This window comes from Streptomyces sp. NPDC002386, from assembly GCF_053593175.1.
On the sequence record NZ_JBSFBX010000028.1, the window covers coordinates 1 to 19,227 of the forward strand.

The 19,227-nt window shown below is 75.1% G+C and carries 13 protein-coding genes; 1 reads left to right on the top strand and 12 read right to left on the bottom strand.

All coding sequences use genetic code 11. The features are described 5' to 3' along the window. Positions 1–138 precede the first annotated feature (138 nt). From ACWCPN_RS34300 to ACWCPN_RS34320, 5 genes are all read right to left on the bottom strand, one after another. Positions 139–6,195: a type I polyketide synthase gene (locus ACWCPN_RS34300; RefSeq protein WP_451214437.1), complete on the bottom strand. Its 6,057-nt coding sequence runs from the start codon at positions 6,193–6,195 to the stop codon at positions 139–141. Further along, entirely contained in the window at positions 6,192–7,523 is a 1,332-nt protein-coding gene (locus ACWCPN_RS34305) for a methylaspartate mutase (protein WP_451214439.1), read from the bottom strand. The genes ACWCPN_RS34300 and ACWCPN_RS34305 overlap by 4 nt, the downstream gene beginning before the upstream one ends. After that, positions 7,520–7,996 (bottom strand): cobalamin B12-binding domain-containing protein, encoded by a 477-nt coding sequence (locus tag ACWCPN_RS34310; RefSeq protein ID WP_392292338.1) that lies wholly within the window; start codon positions 7,994–7,996, stop codon positions 7,520–7,522. Before ACWCPN_RS34310 ends, ACWCPN_RS34305 begins: the two co-directional genes overlap by 4 nt. Continuing rightward, complete coding sequence (locus ACWCPN_RS34315) at positions 7,993–9,513, bottom strand: class I adenylate-forming enzyme family protein (RefSeq protein WP_451214441.1); 1,521 nt, start codon at positions 9,511–9,513, stop codon at positions 7,993–7,995. The genes ACWCPN_RS34310 and ACWCPN_RS34315 overlap by 4 nt, the downstream gene beginning before the upstream one ends. A gap of 255 nt (positions 9,514–9,768) precedes the next feature. Further along, a complete protein-coding gene (locus tag ACWCPN_RS34320; protein ID WP_451214443.1) occupies positions 9,769–11,331 on the bottom strand; it encodes an AMP-binding protein in 1,563 nt (520 codons plus the stop codon). A gap of 128 nt (positions 11,332–11,459) precedes the next feature. Between ACWCPN_RS34320 and ACWCPN_RS34325 the strand changes: the two genes are divergently transcribed. After that, positions 11,460–11,711, top strand: a complete 252-nt coding sequence (locus ACWCPN_RS34325) for an acyl carrier protein (protein WP_199212623.1) — start codon at positions 11,460–11,462, stop codon at positions 11,709–11,711. Between the two features lie 20 nt (positions 11,712–11,731). On the opposite strand, the gene ACWCPN_RS34330 is transcribed toward ACWCPN_RS34325, so the two are convergent. From ACWCPN_RS34330 to ACWCPN_RS34360, 7 genes are read right to left on the bottom strand one after another with little or no spacing between them, the layout of a single operon-like run. Beyond that, positions 11,732–12,676: an ACP S-malonyltransferase gene (locus ACWCPN_RS34330; protein ID WP_451214445.1), complete on the bottom strand. Its 945-nt coding sequence runs from the start codon at positions 12,674–12,676 to the stop codon at positions 11,732–11,734. Next, on the bottom strand, positions 12,673–13,587 hold the full coding sequence (locus ACWCPN_RS34335; protein ID WP_451214447.1) for a proline iminopeptidase-family hydrolase: 915 nt from the start codon (positions 13,585–13,587) through the stop codon (positions 12,673–12,675). The genes ACWCPN_RS34330 and ACWCPN_RS34335 overlap by 4 nt, the downstream gene beginning before the upstream one ends. A 42-nt stretch (positions 13,588–13,629) precedes the next feature. Beyond that, on the bottom strand, positions 13,630–14,430 hold the full coding sequence (locus ACWCPN_RS34340; RefSeq protein WP_451214449.1) for a thioesterase II family protein: 801 nt from the start codon (positions 14,428–14,430) through the stop codon (positions 13,630–13,632). A gap of 10 nt (positions 14,431–14,440) precedes the next feature. Next, positions 14,441–15,541: a malic enzyme-like NAD(P)-binding protein gene (locus tag ACWCPN_RS34345; protein ID WP_451214451.1), complete on the bottom strand. Its 1,101-nt coding sequence runs from the start codon at positions 15,539–15,541 to the stop codon at positions 14,441–14,443. Positions 15,542–15,544: 3 nt separating this feature from the next. Further along, positions 15,545–17,008: a class I adenylate-forming enzyme family protein gene (locus tag ACWCPN_RS34350; RefSeq protein WP_451214453.1), complete on the bottom strand. Its 1,464-nt coding sequence runs from the start codon at positions 17,006–17,008 to the stop codon at positions 15,545–15,547. Then, positions 17,005–17,718, bottom strand: a complete 714-nt coding sequence (locus ACWCPN_RS34355) for an FMN-binding negative transcriptional regulator (protein ID WP_451214455.1) — start codon at positions 17,716–17,718, stop codon at positions 17,005–17,007. Before ACWCPN_RS34355 ends, ACWCPN_RS34350 begins: the two co-directional genes overlap by 4 nt. After that, positions 17,718–19,046, bottom strand: a complete 1,329-nt coding sequence (locus tag ACWCPN_RS34360) for a lysine N(6)-hydroxylase/L-ornithine N(5)-oxygenase family protein (protein ID WP_451214457.1) — start codon at positions 19,044–19,046, stop codon at positions 17,718–17,720. The genes ACWCPN_RS34355 and ACWCPN_RS34360 overlap by 1 nt, the downstream gene beginning before the upstream one ends. Positions 19,047–19,227 lie beyond the last annotated feature (181 nt).

Consider the following 19,227-nt stretch of genomic DNA (forward strand, 5'->3'; position numbering starts at 1 on the left):
GGCGTCCGGTGCGTGCTCTCGGCGTGCCGGCCGGATGCCCTCGTACCGGGTGTACTCGGGCTTCCGGCCGGTGCGGCGAGAGTGCGTGCCGGGCGTCGCGACGCAGGCGTGACTTTGCGGACACGACCCAGGGGCCGGTCAGTCGTCGTCGACCATCAGCATGTCGATGAGTTCGGCGGCGTCCATCTCGTCGATGTCGGCGTCGTCCACCGCCAGGAACCGGTCGGCGCCCGCCACTCCGGCCAGGCCCATCAGGGTGTCCAGCAGGCCGCTGGAGCGCAGCCGTTGCAGCGGTATGCGGGTGAACAGGTCCCGCAGCCAGGTCTCGTCGCCGTCCGGCGCGCGCTCCGGCCCGGTGCCGGGCCGCAGCAGGCTGCGCAGGTACGCGGCGACGTCCGCGGCGCTCGGATGGTCGAAGACCAGGGTGGCGGGCAGCCGCAGCCCGGTGGCCGTGGCCAGCCGGTTGCGCAGCTCGATGCTGGTCAGGGAGTCGAACCCGGCGTCCTTGAAGGGCCGGTCGAGCCCGACGGCCGTCGGTGAGCCGTGTCCGAGGACGGCGGCCACATGGGCCTGGACGAGTTCGGCGAGCGCCTGCTCGGCCTCCCGGGCGTCGAGTCCGGCGAGGCGTTCGCGGAGGCGGGCGGCGGCGTCACCGGCCGCCTCGCCGCCGGCCGCGGTGGCCCGGCGGGGCGGGCCGGCCAGCGCGCGGAACATCGGCTGGACGTCGGCGTCCGGCCGGCGCAGGGCCGCCAGGTCCAGCCGGAACGGGAGCAGTTGGGGTCCGCCCGCGGCGAGGGCGAGGTCGAACAGTTCCAGGCCCTCGTCGACGGAGAGACCGCCGACGCCCGAGCCCGCCATGCGGGCGACGTCGGTCGAGGACATCCGCTCGGCCATGCCCTGGCCGGTCCACAGGCCCCAGGCCAGCGACTGGGCGGGCAGTCCGAGGCCGCGGCGGTGGGCGGCCAGGCCGTCGAGGAAGGCGTTGGCGCAGGAGTAGTTGGCCTGGCCGGGGGCGCCGAGCGTGCCGCCGCCGGAGGAGAAGAGCACGAACATGTCGAGGTCGAGGCCGCGGGTCTGCTGGTGCAGATGCCAGGCGGCGTCGGCCTTGGGCCGCAGGACCGCGTCCATCCGCCGCGGGGTCAGCGCCGCGACGACACCGTCGTCGGTCACCCCGGCGAGGTGCACCACGCCCGCGAGCCGCTGTCCGGCCGGGACGGACAGCAGCAGCGCGGCGAGGTCGTCCGGGTCGGCGACGTCGCAGGCCACCGCCCGCGCCTCGGCGCCGAGGGCGGCGAGCCGGGCAACGGCCTCGGCCGCGCCGGGCGCGTCGGGCCCTCGGCGGCCGGCCAGGATCAGCCGGCGTGCGCCGTGCGCGGTCACCAGGTGCCGGGCGACGTGCCCGCCGAGGGTTCCGGTGCCGCCGGTGACCAGGACCGTGTCGTCCGGCCCGAACCGCCGGGGCACGTGCAGCACGGGCTTGACCGCCCCCTCGGCCCGCACCGCGTCGGCGGCCCGTCCGAGGTCCCCGAGGTACGGGGCCGGCGGCTCGGTGCCGGTGCGCTCGAAGAGCTGCCCGGGGTCCCCGGCCAGGGCGCGGATCCGGCCGGCGGGCAGCCCCGCCGCCTCGGCGAACGACCACTCCCCCGGCAGCCGGGTCACCAGCGGCTGGTCGGCGACCGCGACGGGCCCCGCGCCTCCGGGCAGCAGCGCCAGGACCCGGTCACCGGGGGCGAGTCCCGTCACCCCGGGTCCCACTTCCTCGACGTGTCCCGCGCCCACCGAGGCGTCGGGCGCGTCGAGTCCCGCCGCGCGCACCCCGATCCGCAGCTGCCCCGGTTCCAGCGGGAGCGCCGCCTCGGGCGCGGCGACCAGGGCCGCCCGCCCGTGCGCGTCCGGCGAGGGCGCCGCGACCCGCCAGTGCTCGGTGCCGGGCGGTGCGATCAGGGCCGTGGGACGTGCGAGCCGGGGGACGAGCAGCCGGCCGGCGCGCACTGCGACCTGGGGTTCGCCGGTGGCCAGCGCGGCGTCGAACACCGCCGCGTCCACCGGTCCGTCCACGTCGACGAGCACGAAGGTCCCGGGGCTCTCCGCCTCCGCGCTGCGCACCAGTCCCCACAGCGCGCTGCCGACCAGATCACCGGGCGCCTCCCCGACGGCGACGGCCACCGCGCCGCGGGTGACGACCGCTATGCGCGACCCGGCGAGGCGCTCGTCGGCGATCCGTGCCTGGACGACGCCGAGCATGCCGTGCGCCGCCGCGTGGACGGCGGCCGGCAGGTCGGCGGGCGGCTGCTCGTCGGGCGCGCCGTCCGCCAGGCACGGGACGACGACGACCTCGGGCTCCGGCGCGCCCCCGGACAGCGCGTCCGCCAGAGCGGCGAGCGTCGGATACGCCGGAGCGTGCGCCGGTCCGGCGAACGCCGGTACGGACGGGCCCACGACCGCCCGGCCGTGCGGGGCCGGGGCGACGGCCTCGGTCGCCGTCGCCGGAACCCAGGACACCTCCAGCAGGTTCTCGTTCGGCACGGGGGCCGGGCCGCCCGTCCGCGCCCGCGCGGACCGGGCCACCAGGGTTCCGGTGGAGAACACCGGCGTGCCCAGGCCGTCCGTGCAGGTGACCGCCGACGTGCCGGCTCCGGTGCGGCGCACCCGGACGCGCAGCGCGGTCGCGCCGGGCGTGTGCAGCACCACCTCGTCCCAGGAGAAGGGGATCAGCGGGCTGCCGGGCCGGGCGTCGTCGTCCACGAGGGCGGCGGCGTGCAGGGCCGCGTCGAGCAGCGCCGGGTGGATGCCGTACCCGGTGGCGTCCACGCCGTCCGGCAGGGCGACTTCGGCGAACACGTCGTCGCCGAGGCGCCACGCGGCCCGCAGGCCCTGGAAGGAGGGGCCGTAGCCGAGGCCCTGACCGGCCAGCTCGGTGTAGGCGCCGGTCACGTCGACGCTCCGGGCGCCGGCGGGCGGCCAGTTCCCCGGCGCGTGGACCTCGACGTCCGCGAACCGGGGTCCTGGCCCCTGCGCCAGCACACCGTCGGCGTGACGGGTCCACGGGACGTCGGCCGCGGGGCGGGAGAAGACGCGCAGGGCGCGCTCGCCGGTGTCGGGGTCGGGCGTACCGGTGTGGATCTGGAGGGCGGTGGGGCGGCCCTCGGTGAGGGTGAGGGGGGTGTGCACGGTCAGTTCGCGCAGGTACGGGGTGTCGGTGTGGCCCGCGGCGTGCAGGGCGAGTTCCACGAGGGCCGCGCCCGGCAGCAGCGGCTCGCCGTTGACCAAGTGGTGGGTGAGCCAGGGGGTGGCGTGCGGGGCGAGCGTGCCGGTGAGCAGCAGCGTGCCGTCCGCCGCGAGGGTGGTGACGGCGGGCAGGAGCGGGTGCCCGGTGGCGTCCAGTCCGGCCGCGCGGGCGGGCGCGGTGCCGAGCCAGTGGCGCCGGCGCCGGAAGGCGTACGTCGGCAGGGCCGGGTCCGCGGTGACCGGTTCGCCGTCCCGGGTCAGGGCGGGGAGCCAGTCGACGGCGGCGCCGGCCACGTGCAGGCGGGCCAGGGCCGTGGCCAGGGTCCCGGTCTCGTCCTGCGCGGGGTGGAGCACGGGGATCGCGGTGACGTCGAGGGCCGGGGCGGCGTCGAGGAAGTGGCCGGCCAGCGTGGTCAGGGTGCGGTCCGGGCCCAGCTCCACGAGCGCGGTGGCGCGGTGGGCGCCGGTGAGCGTCGTCAGGGCGGCGGGGAAGTCGACGGCCTCACGGGCGTGCCGGGTCCAGTGTTCCGGGTCGGCCAGTTCCTCGGCCGTGAGGGTGAGTCCGGTGAGGGTGGACACGACCGGGATCGCCGGAGCCCGCCAGGAGACGGCCGCGGCGGCCTCGGCGAGGGCGGGCAGGGCCGGGTCCATCAGCCGGGAGTGGAAGGCGTGGGACACCGGCAGCGCCGCGGTGCGCACACCGTGCGCGGACAGGAACGCGACGGCCGCCGTGACGGCTTCGGCGGCGCCCGACAGGGTGGTGTGCCGCGGCGAGTTCACCGCGGCGATGTCGGCCCCGGGGAACCCCGGGCTCGGCACGGCCGCCTCGCCACCGAGTCGTACGGTGCCGCCGGCGAGCACCGCCGCGAGCGTCTCCCGGTCCGCGGTGACCGACGCCATCGCGCCGCCGGGCGGCAGGACCTGCATCACCCGGGCGCGGGCGGCCACCAGCCGGGCGGCGTCCGCCAGGCCGAGGGCGCCGGCGACGTGGACGGCGGACAGCTCGCCGATGGAGTGCCCGGCCACGGCGGCCGGGGTGACGCCGAACGACTCCAGGAGCCGGGCCAGGGCGGTGTGCAGGGCGAACAGGGCGGGCTGGGTGAAGACCGTCTCGTCCAGTTCGTCACCGGAGGCCACGACGTCCGCCAGCGGGCGGGGCAGCAGCCCGTCGAAGGCGGCGCGGACCTCGGCGTAGGACTCCGCGAACACCGGGTACCGGGCGGCGAGTTCCGCTCCCATGCCGGGATGCTGGGAGCCCTGCCCGGAGAAGACGAACGCCGCCCGGACCGCCCCGGCCCGCCCGGACACGACCCCCGGGGCGTCCCGCCCCTCGGCCAACGCGTCGAGACCGGCGAGCAGTTCACCGGTGGACCGGCCGGTCACCACCGCCCGGTGCTCGAACACCGACCGGGTGGTGGCGAGGGCGCGCGCGCCGGCCGCCACCGGGAACCCCGGACGTTCCCGCACCCAGTCCGCCAGCGCTTGTGCCTGGCCCGCCAGGGCCGCCGCCGAGCGCCCCGACACCAGCCACGCCGACACGTCACCGGCCGGACCGGCTTCGGCGGCCCGGCGGCCGGGAGCACCCTCTTCGAAGACGTCGGGGGCCGCCTCCTCCTCCGGCGGTTCCTCCACCAGGACGTGCGCGTTGGTGCCGCTGATCCCGAACGAGGACACCCCGAACCGGCGTGGCCGCCCGCCGCGCGGCCACGGCACCGCGTCGGCCAGCAGCCGTACCGCGCCCGACGTCCAGTCCACCTCGGGCGTGGGGTCGTCCGCGTACAGGGAGCGCGGCAGCACCTCGTGCCGCAGCGCCTGGATCATCTTGATCACCCCGGCCGCGCCGGCCGCGGCCTGGGTGTGCCCGATGTTGGACTTCACCGTGCCGAGCCAGAGCGGCCGCGCGGCGTCCCGGCCCCTGCCGTAGGCGGCCAGCAGCGCCTGGGCCTCGATCGGGTCGCCCAGCCGGGTGCCGGTGCCGTGGCCCTCGACCGCGTCGACGTCCGCCGGGGTCAGGCGGGCGTCGGCGAGGGCGGCGGCGATGACGCGCTGCTGCGCCGGGCCGTTGGGCGCCGTGAGCCCGCTGGAGGCACCGTCCTGGTTGACGGCCGAGCCGCGGATCACCGCGAGCACCCGGCGTCCGGCGCGCACCGCGTCCGAGAGCCGCTCCAGCACCAGTACGCCCGCGCCCTCCGCGCAGCCGACGCCGTCGGCGCGGGCGGAGAACGCCTTGCAGCGGCCGTCGGAGGACAGTCCCCGCTCACCGCTGAAGTACACGAACATGTCCGGCTCGGTCATCACGGTGACCCCGCCGGCCAGCGCCAGTGCGCAGTCGCCGCGGCGCAGGCCCTGCACCGCCAGGTGGAGGGCCACCAGGGAGGACGAGCAGGCGGTGTCCAGCGACAGCGCGGGGCCCTCCAGGCCCAGCGTGTAGGCGACCCGCCCGGAGACGAGGCTGCCGTCGCTGCTTCCGGGGCCGTAGTCGTGGTACATCACGCCGGCGTACACACCGGTCCGGCTGCCGCGCAGCGACGCCGGGACGATCCGGGCCCGTTCCAGCGCCTCCCAGGAGGTCTCCAGCAGCAGCCGCTGCTGGGGGTCCATGCCGAGTGCCTCGCGCGGGGAGATGCCGAAGAAGTCCGCGTCGAAGTCGGCGGCGTCGTACAGGAACCCGCCCTCGCAGGAGTACGTGGTCCCGGGTGTGCCCGGCACCGGCGAGTACAGCGCCTCCCGGTCCCAGCCGCGGTCCGCGGGGAACGTCCCGATGGCGTCCGTGCCCGACGCGACCAGGTCCCACAGTCCGTCCGGGGTGGTGGCACCGCCGGGGTAGCGGCAGGCCATTCCGACGACCGCTACGGGCTCGGACACTTCGGCGGTCAGCCGCTCGTTCTCCCGGCGCAGCAGTTCGTTGTCGAGCACGGAACGGCGCAGGGCCCCGACGAGCTGCTCGGTGGAGGCGGTCTCGGTCATTCCTTCGTCATCCTCACCAGGTGATCGGGGCTCGGTCGGGAGCCGGAGGTCAGGGCGGCGGGGGCGCCGGGCCCCTCCAGCGCCTTCGCGTCGAACGTCCGCTGGACGTGGGAGAGGGCCGCCATGAGGTCCCGCGCGGTCAGCCGGTCGCCGCCGGGACGCGGTCCGACGACGCCGGCCAGCGGCATGGAGCCGATGTCGGACCAGCGCAGGCGGCCGTCGGCGGCCAGGTAGCTGCGGGCGCGGCCCGCGTTGTCGGGGTGCAGGCAGAACGGGACGTCGAGCAGCCCGCGTCCGAAGGCGGCGACCAGCGCGTCGCCGATGCCGGGCGCGCAGTCGAGCACCGCGTCGACCAGGGTCCGCGCCTCCGCGTAGGTCTCGCCGCCGTCACCGGCCGTCGCGGCCGGCGCTCCGGTGCGCCGGGCCTCGGACGCGGCCCCGGCGGCGAGTTCCAGGGCGTCGACGTTCTCGGCGACCGTCGGCAGCCGGTGCGCCTCGGCGACCGTCTTCACGATGAGCCGTTCGCTGCCCGTGGCGACCGCCAGGCGGGCGGCCTCGGCGAGCAGTTCACGGGCGCCGGCGGGCGTCTGCGGGTACATGCCCATGTACGCGTAGACGACGACGTGCCAGTCGGTGTCCGGCAGCAGCTCGGCGCACAGCCGGCGCAGCGCGCGGACGGCCTCCTCGTCCTGCGCGGCGCTGGTCTGCTGCGCGTAGCTGACCGACACCGAACGCAGGCCGTGGGCGCGGAAGAACATCGCCTCCAGGACGCTGACGGCGACCAGCAGTCCGGGCGGGCACAGCTGCCCCATCAGGCAGCCGCCGAAGGTCTCGAGCTGCGGCTCGGTGCCCGGATCCCCGGCGGCGGCCAGCACTTCGCAGGCGGCGGCCCACTCCCGGACGGACTCCGCGAGCGGGGTGCGGCCGTAGGGCAGGCAGTACGACACCGGGCCGCCCTCGGTGGCGTGCAGCCCGGCCCGGATCATGCCGCGGACGATGCCCAGCGGTTTGGCCGAGCCGTGCCGCACCTGGACGGGGAAGTCCGGGCCGGCGAGGCCGTCGAGCATCGCGGCGGTGGTGGGGGTGCTGTGGTTGAGCAGCGGGTAGCCGTTGAGCGGGTTGCCCTCGCGCAGCGCCCGGCCGGCGGACTCCAGGTCGCCGAGACGGGTGTAGCTGTCGAGGGTGATCGTGCCGGCGGTCGTCGCGCGGGCTCCCCGTACGGCCGCGAGGCAGGCCCGCATCCGGGCCGGGTCGCCGAAGCCGGTGCGTGGCTGTACGACCAGTTCGCCCGCCGCGGCGTGCCGGCGGACGAACGCGCCGAAGCTCACGCCGTGACCGCCGTGAGCGAGGCGAGGAGGCCGCGGAAGGACTCGGTGCCGCCGGTGTCGTCGTAGACGGCGTCGTAGCCGGCGGCGAGCAGGGCCTCGGCGCGCTCGGCGCGGCCGTGTGCGGAAACTCCGAGCTTGCCCCCGATGACGACGGGCACCCCGGCCAGTTCGGGACAGGCCCGCAGCCGGCCGATGGCGCGCATCCCGTCCTGGTAGCCGTGGCCGTTGACGCTGCTGATCACCACCATGGCGGCGTGCCGGGCGCGGCACTCGGCGACCAGCAGGTCGTCCGGCACGCACGGCCCGAGGTTCACCACGTCGAACCCGGCCTCCTCGATGAGGAGTTGCAGGAAGACCAGGTTCCAGGTGTGGGCGTCCGAGGCCAGGCTGCTGACCACGACCACGGGCGTGCCCCCCGTGGTGTTCCGGGGTCCGGCCGGCCGTCCGGCGGCCGCGGTGACGGCGCCGGTCATCGGGGGGCGGCCTCGCCGGAGCCCGGCCGGGCGCGGTCCGCGAACACCCGGTCCAGCAGCGCGGCCAGCTCCTTCGTCGCGTTCTTGCCGTGCGCGGTGAGCGGGAACGCGTCGACCACGTGGCACAGCGAGGGCACCTTCAACGGCTCCAGCCGCTGGGCGAGTTCACGCAGCACGGTGTGCGGCGCGAGATCGGTCTCCACGCAGATGGCGAGGTCGCGGCCGCCGGCGGGCGGGACGACGCCGGCGGCCCGCACTCCGGGGACGTCCATCGCCGCGGCCTCGATCTCCAGGGTGCTCATCCGGATGCCCTTGCGTTTGAACATGTCGTCGACCCGGCCGTGGAAGTACAGGTAGCCGTCCTCGTCGACCCGTCCGTAGTCGCCGGTGTGGAGCCTCGTGGCGCCGGTGGCGGGGTCGGTGCGGAAGGTGCGGGCGCTGATCTCCGGTGCCCGCCAGTAGCCGGGCATGACGTGCGGTCCGGTGGCGACGATCTCGCCGAGTTCCCCGGTGGGCACCTCGGTGCCGTCGGGGCCGAGGATCAGCACCCGGGTGCCGCGAATGGGGCGGCCGACCGAGTCGGGCCGCTCGTGCTCCTCGGCGGGCGGCATGACGGAGACGCGCTTGCACTCGGTCTGGCCGTACTGGCGCACCACGACGGCGCCGGGGAACGCCTCGCGCAGCCGGTCCGCCGTCGACGGCGGCAGTGCGGCACCGGTGTTGGTGAACAGCCGCACCCGGTTGCCGCCGTCCGGCCCGGGCTCGCGGTCGGCGAGCTTGCCGATCATGGTGGCGAAGGAGGGGACGACGGGGACGACGGTGGCGCCGACCTCGCGCATCCGGCGCAGCAGGGTCAGGTCCGACTCCTCGCCGGCCAGCACGATCTCGCAGCGGGCGGCGGCGCACATCAGGACCTTGTACAGGCCGTAGTCCCAGGAGACCGGGAACCGGCACAGGACGACGTCGTCGGGCCGGTAGCCGAGTTCCGCGACGAGCGCCCGGGTGGCGAACACGACCTGCGCGTGCGGCTCGATCACCCCCTTGGGCACCGAGGTGCTGCCGGAGGTGTAGACGAGGAAGGCGAGGCCGTCCGGGGTGACGCCCTCGGGTTCCGGCACCGGCCCGGCGTCGAGCAGGTCCTCGATCTCCTTCCACACGACGTCGCGTTCACCGGCGGTGAGGACGAGCCGGGGCTCGGCGCTGTCGACGACGGCCCGAAGCTGGTACGGCCGGGTTTCGGGGTTGACCGGGACCAGGACGGCGCCGGCGCGGCTGACGCCGTACAGCACGGCGACGAGCCGGCGGTCGGTGGGCCACTGGACCAGCACGCGGTCCCCCGGGCCGACGCCGGCGGCGCGCAGCCAGGCGGCGACGGCGTGGCTGTGCCGGGCGGTCTCGCGGTACGTCCATCCGCCCCGCGCGTCCCGCACCGCGCGGGCGTCGGGCCGTTCGGCCGCCGCCTCGTCCAGCAGGGTGTGCACGAGGGGGCCGCGCGGGGAAGGGTCAAAGGGTTCCATGTCCGCCTCTCGCGCCACGCATGTCGGGTCGGCCGAAGCTAGCGTGGCGATTCGGCCGGACACACCCCCTAGGGACCCCTAGGTCATGTCCGCAAAGTCACGCCTGCGTCGCGGCGCCCGGCACGCACTCTCGCCCCACCGGCCGGAAGCCCGAGTACACCCGGTACGAGGGCATCCGGCCGGCACGCCGAGAGCACGCACCGGACGCCGCAACGCCCGCCCTGCGGGCGAACGACGCGACTTCGCGGACACGACCTAGCGGCGCGGCCCGGAGAGGAGCTGCGAGGCCCAGGTCGCGAGGGTCGTGCGGTCGGTCTTGCGGTTGGCGTTCAGCGGGAGTTCGTCGAGGTGGTGGAAGCGCCGCGGGACCGCGCCGTCGGGCAGCAGCCGCCGCAGCCGGCCGACGAGGTCGGCGGTGGCGACGGCGGGCCCGGTGTAGAAGGCGACGAGGACGGTCCCGGCCGGGCCCTCGGCGCCGACCGCCACCGCGTCGGGCAGGCCCGCCTCCCGCAGCGCGTGCTCGACCTCTCCGAGTTCGATGCGCCAGCCCGCCACCTGGACCTGGGAGTCGAGCCGGCCCAGGTAGGCGAGCTGCCCCTCGCCGGTGCGCCGGATGCGGTCGCCGGTGCGGTACCAGCGGGCGCCGTCCAGGTGCAGGAACCTGCCCTCCTCGTCGCCGGGGTCGAGGTAGCCGCGGGTCAGCTGGGGTCCACTGATGAGCAGTTCCCCCTCCTTCTCGGCGGGCCGGCCGTCGTCGCCGAGCAGGAGGTGCCGGTGGCCCCGGTGCACCGTGCCGATGGGCACGACGCCGTTGACGGCGACGGCCTCGGAGCCCGCGCCCGCCCAGCGGTGGGCGGCGATCGTGACGGTCAGTTCGGTGGGCCCGTACAGGTTCTCGATCGCCGAGCCGGGCGCCGCCGCCTGCCAGTCGCGGGCGTCCCCGCACCGGAAGGCCTCCCCGGCGAAGAAGCTCAGGCGCAGGCCGCGCAGGGCGCCGGGGGTCAGGCCCCCCATCCTGCGCACCAGGTCGATGGCGCTCGGGGTGGAGAACCAGACGGTGACGCCGTGTTCGGCGAGGAATCCGGGCAGGTCCCGGTAGGCGGCGGGCGGGACCGCGAGGGCCGTGGCCCCCGCGCCCCAGGCGCAGAACAGGTCGAACAGCGCGCAGTCGAAGTTCAGGTCGAAGGCCTGGGAGAACGTGTCGTCGGATGTGAAGTCGTAGCGCTCGTCGAGCAGCCGGAAGTAGTGGTCGGTGTTCCCGTGGGTGACGACGACACCCTTGGGGCGGCCGGTGGAGCCGGAGGTGAAGAGGATGAACGCGGCGTCTTCGGGGGCGACTTCGCACGGTTCGCGGAGTGCGTGCGCGGGGTCGGCCGAGAGCGCGGGGAAGGGCGCCGGGCCGTCCGGTCCGCCGTCCGGGGCGAGGACGTGCAGGCCGGCCAGGGCGTCACCGCCCGCCTCCGCCAGCGCGCCCAGGGTCTTGGCGCCCTCCTCGTCGACGACGAGGGCGGTGGCCCCGGACGCGGTGAGCATGCGGCTGTTGCGGGCCGCCGGGAAGTCGGGCCGCAGCGGGACGACGGCGGCTCCGGCGCAGAGCGCGGCCAGCACACCGGCGTAGGCGGTGGGGCTCTTGCCGGCGAGCACGCCGACCGTGCGCGCCGTCCGTCCGGCAAGGGCCCCGGCCCACAGCAGGGCCTGTTCGTGGGCCTGCCGGTAGGTGAGGCGCAGGCCGCCCGCCTGGACGGCGGTGCCGTCGGGTGAGCGGTCGAGGCCGCGCAGGAAGCGCGCGTACAGGCCGCTGGGCGCCGGTCGGTTCATCGCGGTCCTCCGTCGGGTCGGCCGGCCGCGGCCGGCGAAGGTAGGGGTCGGCAGGCGCGGGCCGGCCGGGCTAGCGTGCTGCGGCAGCCGACCGCGCGCCGAGGGCGCCCGACCAGCCTGGAGTTGACATGCGAGAAGAGTTCGAGGAGACGGTCCGGCAGTTCCTTCCCTATCTGCCGGACGACGAGCCGCTGCCGCCGGACGCCCCGCTGCGCGACTACGGTCTGGACTCGCTGGCCACCGTGGAACTGCTCGGCGCCCTGGAGAGCCGTTTCCAGGTCCGGTTCCGGGAGGAGGCCCTGAGCCTGGACAGCTTCCGCACGCCCGCGGTGCTGTGGGAGACGCTGTCCGCGTCCCTCGACTCCCCCGCCTCCGCCTGAGCGCCGGGCCGGCGCTCAGCTCAGCGCCGGCCCGGCGGCCGCAGCGCCAGTCCCGGGTCGGCGGCGATCACCTCGAAGTTCTCCCGGGTACAGGCGAGCCGCCCGAACAGACCGTCCGGTCCGCACACGCACACGCGCCCCACGCCCAGTTCACGCAGCGCGTCGACGGCGGTGGGCCAGTGGACCGCCCGGACGACGGAGTCCAGCAGCATCTCCCGGACGGCGTCCCCGGTGCGCAGCACGGTGCCGTCCTGGTCGGCGACGACCGGGAGCGCCGGGTCGGCGAACTCGAGGCCGCCGAGCACCCGGTCCTCGGCCATGCGGCGCAGCCCGGCGAAGGACGCCGAGTGCAGCGGTGGGCGCATGGTGTAGAGGGACATGCCGCCGAGTGCGCGGATCTTCTTGTCCAGCCACTGCAGGTTCCGCTCCCGCAGCGACAGCATGAACATGCTGCGGTCCAGGTGGCAGGCGATGTCGCTCCACTGCCCGGCGGCGTCCAGCTCGGTGCGGATCTCCTCCAGTTGTCCGGCGGTGATCCGGACGAACGAGTGGGTGACGACGTCCTGGCACTGGGTGGCGAAGAACTCGTCCATGCACCGGGCGAGTTCCGCGGTCATCCACACGGCGTCCTCGAACGGCAGTGACCCGCTGAACGCCGTCAGGGGTTTGCCGCCGAAGCTGGGCCCGACGGCGGCGTCCGCCTCCACGCCCAGCTCGGTGCGCGCCCAATCGGCGAGCGCGACGCAGGTGACCATGAACGCCACCTGGGCGTGCTCGCTGTAGTCGCCCTCCGCGTGCTCCAGGCCGTCGAGCACCGAGTGGCCGAGCCGGTGGTCCGCCTCGGCGAGCAGCCGGCGGGCCACCGGGTTGACCACCAGGAACCGGGCGAGGTCGGCGTAGCGCACCGGGTTCATCCCGGGGAACACCACGGCGGTGCCGGTCCGTTCGGCATCCATGCCGGTCATCCCTTCTCCAGGCCGAGGAGGAACTCGGCGAGCACGCGGAAGAACCGCTCCGGCTCCTCCAGATGGGGCAGGTGGCTGGACTCCTCGAAGACCACGTGCCGCGCGTCCGGGACGAGTTCGCGGTACGGCCGGACCACGGCGTCCGTCGCCTCGTCGAACCGGCCGGACAGGACCAGGGTGGGTACGGCGACCGAGGGCAGGAGGTGCTCGATGGACACGTCGCGCAGCGAGCCGACGACGTGGAACTCGCTGGGGCCGTTCATCGCGGTGTAGACGGTCGGGTCGTTCACGATCTCCATGAAGGAGGCGTCGTAGTCGCGGGGCCACGGGTCGAGCCGGCAGACGTGTCTGCGGTAGAAGACGCGCATCGCCTCGGTGTACTCGGCGGAGCCGGTGGTGCCGGCGGCCTCGTGGGCGCGCAGCACCTCGTCGACGCCGTCGGGCAGCGCGGCGCGCAGGACCTCCATCTCGCTGCGCCAGGTCGGGTAGGAGGCGGGCGCGTCGGCCACGATCAGGCCGCGCAGTCCGGGCGGGCGTCCGGCGGCGTGCCAGGCGGCGAGCATGCCGCCCCAGGACTGGCCGAGCAGCACGTAGTCGCCGGCGATCCCGAGGCGGGTCAGCAGGTTGTCGAGTTCGTCGAGGAAGAGCTCCGGGGTCCAGAACTCGGGGGGCTGGTCCGGCAGATGGGTGGAGCCGCCGTTGCCGAGCTGGTCGTAGTGCACCACGGGCCAGCCGCCGACGGCGATCCCGGCCAGGTTCCGCAGGTAGTCGTGGGTGCTGCCGGGGCCGCCGTGCACGACGACCAGGGCCGGGCGCCCGCCGCCCGGCCTGCCGGTCATCCGGTACCAGGTGGCGTGGTCGCGGAAGGGCACCCGTCCCTTGGTGCTGGGCACCTTGGCCGTCGCTGTCATGGCGCCCATGTCTAGCGCCGCCGCACGGGCGGCACCAGCCCCTTAGGGGTGGCCCGAGGCGTCCTGCGCGGCGGGCACTTCGGGGCGGTACCGGCCGGCCAGGTGGTCGCGCAGGGTGCCGCCGATCACCTCGACGACGCGTGCGCCCTGGCTCTCCAGGTAGAAGTGGCCGCCCCGGAACAGGTGGACGGAGCCGCCGGCGGTGGTGTGCCCGTGCCAGGCCCGCGCCTCCTCCTCGGTGGTCCGGGGGTCGTCGGTGGCGGACATGACCACGATGGGGGCGCCGATGCGGGCGTCCGCCTCCCGGCGGTAGGTCTCGATGGCCAGGTAGTCGTTGCGCAGCGGGGGCAGCACCAGTTCCAGCAGGTCCGGTTCCATGAGGACCCGGGCGTCCGTGCCGCCCATGGCGCGCAGTTCGGCGACGATGGCGTCGTCGCCGCGCCGGTGCACGCCGTCGTCGTGGACCCGGCTCGGGGCCCGGCCGCCGGAGGCGAACAGCAGCGCGGGGGCCGGGTGGCCGTCGCGTTCGAGCCGGCGCGCGACCTCGAAGGCGACGGCCGAGCCCATGCTGTGCCCGAAGAAGGCGAACGGTCCCCGCAGCTGCGGGGTGATGGCGGTGTGGATCGCGTCGGCCAGGTCGTCGAGGCTGGGCACCAGCGGCTCGCCGTAGCGGTCCTGGCGCCCCGGGTACTGCACGGCCGCGACGTCGAACTCGGGCGCCAGAGCCTTGGACATCGGGTGGTAGTAGCTGGCCGAGCCGCCGGCGTGCGGGAAGCAGAACAGCGTGGCCCGCGGGGTGTGCGCCGCGTGGTAGCGGCGGAACCACAGGTCCTGCGCGGACATCGTCACGTACTCACCTCTCGGGAAGGGACGCGGAAGGGGCGCGGTCTTCGGCGATGGCGCGCGCGATCGCCCGCGCCGTCCGCCCGAGGTCGGCGCCGGACAGCGGCGGCGCGTCGGGCGGGGCGTCGGGCCGGGCCGCCGACTGCGACACCAGGCAGCCGGCGGCGGTCGCCAGGTCGCGCATCGACGGCCGCCGCAGTCCGAGCCGGCAGGCGGCGAGCAGCAGGCCGGGAGTGGCCAGGTTGTTGCTCAACTCGTGCTCCAGGGCGGGCAGATAGGTCGCGCCGAGGGCGGCGGCGTCCTCGTACCGCACCTCGACGTCAGGATAGGACAGCGGGACGACGACCGGCTTGGGGTTCATCCGCGCCAGGTCCGCGGCCGCGATCGGTGCGCCGGAGAGGCCCACGCACACGTCGGCGCCGTCCAGCGCGGTGCCCAGCGGGCCGCGCAGCCCGTGCGGGTTGGTCAGCGCGGCCAGTTCCGCCTTGTCCGGGGTGAGGCGGGCGCGGCCGGGGTGCAGCAGGCCGGTGGAGTCGACCACGCGCACTTCGCCGGTGCCCAGGTGGTGCAGCAGCCGGGCGGTGGTGGACCCGGCGGCGCCCGCGCCGACGACCACGGCGCACAGTTCGCCCAGGGTGCGGCCGGAGCGGGCGACGGCGGTGTGCACGGCGGCGGCGGCCATGACGGCCGTACCGTGCTGGTCGTCGTGGACGACGGGGCAGCCGACGTGCGGGGCGGCGAGCAGCCGCTGCAGTTCGAAGCAGTGCGGCGCGGCGATGTCGGCGAGGAGGATCGCGTCGTAGTTCGGCCGCAGCAGGCGCAGGGTGTCCGCGTAGGCGGCGGGTTCGGCGCGGGCGAGCGCGAGCGGGAGCGCGGTCATCCCGGTGGCGCGTTCCAGTACGGCGCACTTGCGTTCCAGGACGGGGCGCACCGCGTGGGCGCCGAGGTCGCCGCGGCTCAGGACGGACGAGCCGTCGCTGAGCACGAGCACCGTGGACCGCGGGGTCCGGCCGCCCTGCCCGGCGGCCAGGCGCAGCACCTCGCGGGTGGTGTCGGCGAGCGAGCCCGGCGCGGTGCGCGCCGGGCCGGGCTGCCGGTTCGGTGGGGCCACGGCCTACTCCGCGAACAGCGGACGCAGGTCGCTCCGTCTGATCTTGCCGCCGGTGCTGCCGGGGAACTCCTCCACGACCCGGAGCTGGGACGGGGTGAGGTTGGTGGGCAGCATGGTGCGCAGGTCCCGCAGGAGCGGATCGGCCGCGGACGGTCCGCGCCGGCTGATCACGGCCACGCAGATCCGCTCGCCCAGGCTGTCGTCGGGCATGCCGCAGACGCGGGCCCGCTCGATGTCGGGGTGCTGTTCGACCAGGGATTCCACGACCGAGGGCACGACGGTCTCGCCGCCGCGCTTGATGGCGTCGGAGTCGCGGCCGAGCACGGCCAGCGTGCCGTCGGGGCGGCGTACGCCGATGTCGCTGGTCGGGTACCAGCCGCCGGGCGGCACCGGTTCGTGGCCGACGTAGCCGAGCATGACGTTCGGTCCGCGGACCTGGATCCGGCCCTGTACGCCCGGTTCGGTGGGTTGCCCGTCCGGGTCGACGGTCTGCACCTCGACGCCGCTCTGCGGGGGCATCCAGCCGGGTTCGGTGCCGGTGCCGTAGGTCTGGGTGCAGACGTGCCCGGGGACCTCGGTCAGCGCGTACGCCTCGATCACGGGCGCCCCGAACCCGGCTTCGAGGGCGGCCTTGTCGGGGGCGGGCAGGGCCTCGGAGGTGGAGCGGACCACCCGGGGGCGGAAGCCGTCGAACCAGTCAGGCCAGGAGTGCCGGGCGACGAGCAGGGAGCGGTGCAGGGTGGGCGCGGCCGAGTACCAGGTGATGTCGCAGCGCAGCGCCTCCTGGAGGAACGTCAGGTCCTTGGAGTCGACGATGACGAACTCGCCGCCGCTGAGCAGGGGTGCGAGCACTCCGGCGGTGATGCCGTGCCCGTGGTGCAGCGGCATCATCGACAGTCCGCGGTCGGCCGGGGTCAGCGCCAGCGATCCGGCGATGAAGGTGCCCGCCGCGACCAGGTTCCGCTGGGACAGCCGCACCCACTTGGGGTCGCCGGTCGTGCCGGAGGTGCACAGCAGCAGGGCCGGGTCCCGCGGGCTCCGTTCCGGCACGGCGTCGAGGCCGCCGGGCTCGAGCACCGTCGGGTCGGACGCGTCGACGGTGACGGGCACCGCGTCGCCGGCCGGCGGGGCGGTGGTGAGCAGGGCGGCGATGTCGAACGGCCCGGCGGGCAGTTCGGGCGCGTCCGCCGCGGCGAGGACGGCCACGCCGTAGGCGGCCGCCGCCAGCAGGGCCACCACCGACGCGGCGTCGTGGCCGACGCGGACCGCGATGGTCGCGCCGGGTTCGACGCCCGCCTTGCGCAGTGCGCCGCAGAGGGCGGCGACGTGCCGGGCGAGCGCTTCGGCGTCGACCGGGTCGGCGCTCAGGTCGTCGATCAGCACGCCGGAGCCGCTGCCGGGCAGCGAGCGGACGAAGGCGCCCAGGCCGGCGGGGAGTGCGCCGTACGGGGTGGGCTGGTCCGTCATCGGTCGGCCGCTCCCACCGGCTCGCCGGCCCCGGAGGTGCGCGGGGCCGCGCCCGGGTCGTCGGCCGCGAACTCCTCGTCCCACATGGCCTGTGACAGCTCACGGCTGAGGCCGGTGCCGTTCGCCGACAGGTGGTCGCGTATCGAGCGGCGGACCTCGGGGGTGTGCTCCTGGCTGAGCTTGAACATGGCCTCGACCGACTCGACGTGCACCCGGAACGCCCGCACCCCGGGCTGGATCTTCCGGAAGTAGTCCAGGGAGGCGGTCATGTCCCAGCCGGTGCCGGCGACCTTCTCCAGTTCCCGCACCGTGGTGGTGACGACGTCGAGGGTCGCGTCGCCGGTCGCGATCGGCTCCAGCCGTCCGCGCAGGTGCACGGTGACGAAGTTCCAGGTCGGGGCGGCCGGGCGTCTGTCGTAGGCGGCCGGGGAGACGTAGGCGTGCGGTCCCTGGAACACGGCCAGGACGTCGGCGCCGTCCTGGAGCGCCTGCCAGTGGTCGTTCGTCCGGTTCATGTGGCCCAGCAGCGTGGCCCCGGCCAGTGGCTGTTCCGCGCCGGGCGCGTCGTCGAGCCGCTCGACGACGATCGGCGCGTGGGTGGCGTACGGGGTGCGGTCGCCGCCCGAGACGAGGAGGGCGAGCGGGTTGCGGCGGACGGTGTCGACGACGTCGGCCGCCCGGCGCGGCCGGTACATCGGGGGAATCAGCATCAGATCACCTTCACGCCGGTCAGGTCGGTGCGGCCGGCCGCGGTGTCCGCCTCGGCGGCGGGCCGGGCGCAGTAGCGGGCCAGGGAGTTGGCGATCTCACCGCTGCGTACGGCGATGTTGGACAGCAGCGAGGACGACAGGCCGTGGGTGTGCTCGGAGCCGCCCTGGAGGTAGATGCCGCAGCCCAGTTCGGGGCTGGTCGCGACGCGGTAGTCACGGTCGAGCCGCAGCCGCCCCCGCTCGTCGCGCAGGCAGAGACCGGCGAGGTCGCCGAGCATGGCGGCGGGGTCCATCGGGTCGTATCCGGTGGCGCACACCAGGAGGTCGACGTCGAGGTGGTCCACCTCGCCCGAGCGCAGTGACTGGACGGCGACCCGGGTGCGGCCGTGGAAGGACTCGGCGGACTGCGCGCGGCTGAGGTTCAGGAACCTCAGGCGGGTGCTGCGGCCGAGTTCGTCGGCGTACTGGCGCTCGTACAGGTCCCGGATCAACTCGTCGTCGACGACCGAGTAGTTGGTGTTGCGGTGGTAGTGCCAGACGGCGTCCTTGGCCCGATCGGAGGAGAAGTAGAAGTCGTCCACGGCGGCCGGGTCGAAGACCTGGTTGGCGAGGGGGGTGTTGTCGGCGACGGTGTAGCCCAGCGGGGAGAGGATCGCGTACACGTCGGCGTCGGGGAGGTTGTCGTAGACGTGCCGGGCGATCTCCGCGGCGCTCTGCCCGGCACCGACGACCGCCACGCTGCGGACCCGGGCGGCGTCCAGCGTCTGGAACCTGGTGAGGTACTCGGAGCTGTGCCACACCCCGGGGCCGTGTCCGATGCCGTCGGGCATCCGGGCCACCAGGCCGGTGGAGACGACGATGTTCCGCGCCTGCACGACCCGGGTGGTGTCCGCCGATCCGGTCTCCCGGACGTGCAGCCGGAGCTGGTCCACGCGGCCGCGGTCGTCGCGCAGCGGCTGCACCGAGACGACCTCGGAGTTGTAGGTCACGTATTTGGTGAACCTGGCCTCGACCCATTCGAGGTAGTCGTGGAACTCCCGGCGGCTGGGGAAGAATTCGTTGCGGTTGGCGTAGGCAGCCAGCCGGCCCTTCGCGTGCAGATAGGAGACGAAGCTGTACGGCGACGCGGGATTGCGGAAGGTGACCAGGTCCTTGAGGAACGAGATCTGCATCTTCGCGCCCGGCAGCAGCATTCCCCGGTGCCAGCCGAGCGCCGGTTGTTTCTCCAGGAATACGGCGTCGATCGCCGGGCCGCCGGATTCTCCGCCGAGTTCGTCGAGAGCGGTCGCGAGCGACAGGTTGGAGGGTCCGAAACCTATTCCGACCACGTCATGCGTTTTTACTCCGTCAGCTCGCATGGACCATTACTCCCGTCGTCAATTTCGTTCACGGTAGGACCCGGCCGCGACGGCGGTCAAGGATGGTCCGCGACCGCCGGGGAACGGTGCCGGCAGCCTCGCGAGGGGGCACGCCCGAGCATGGGCGGCAAGGCCGCGGAGGCGTCAACTT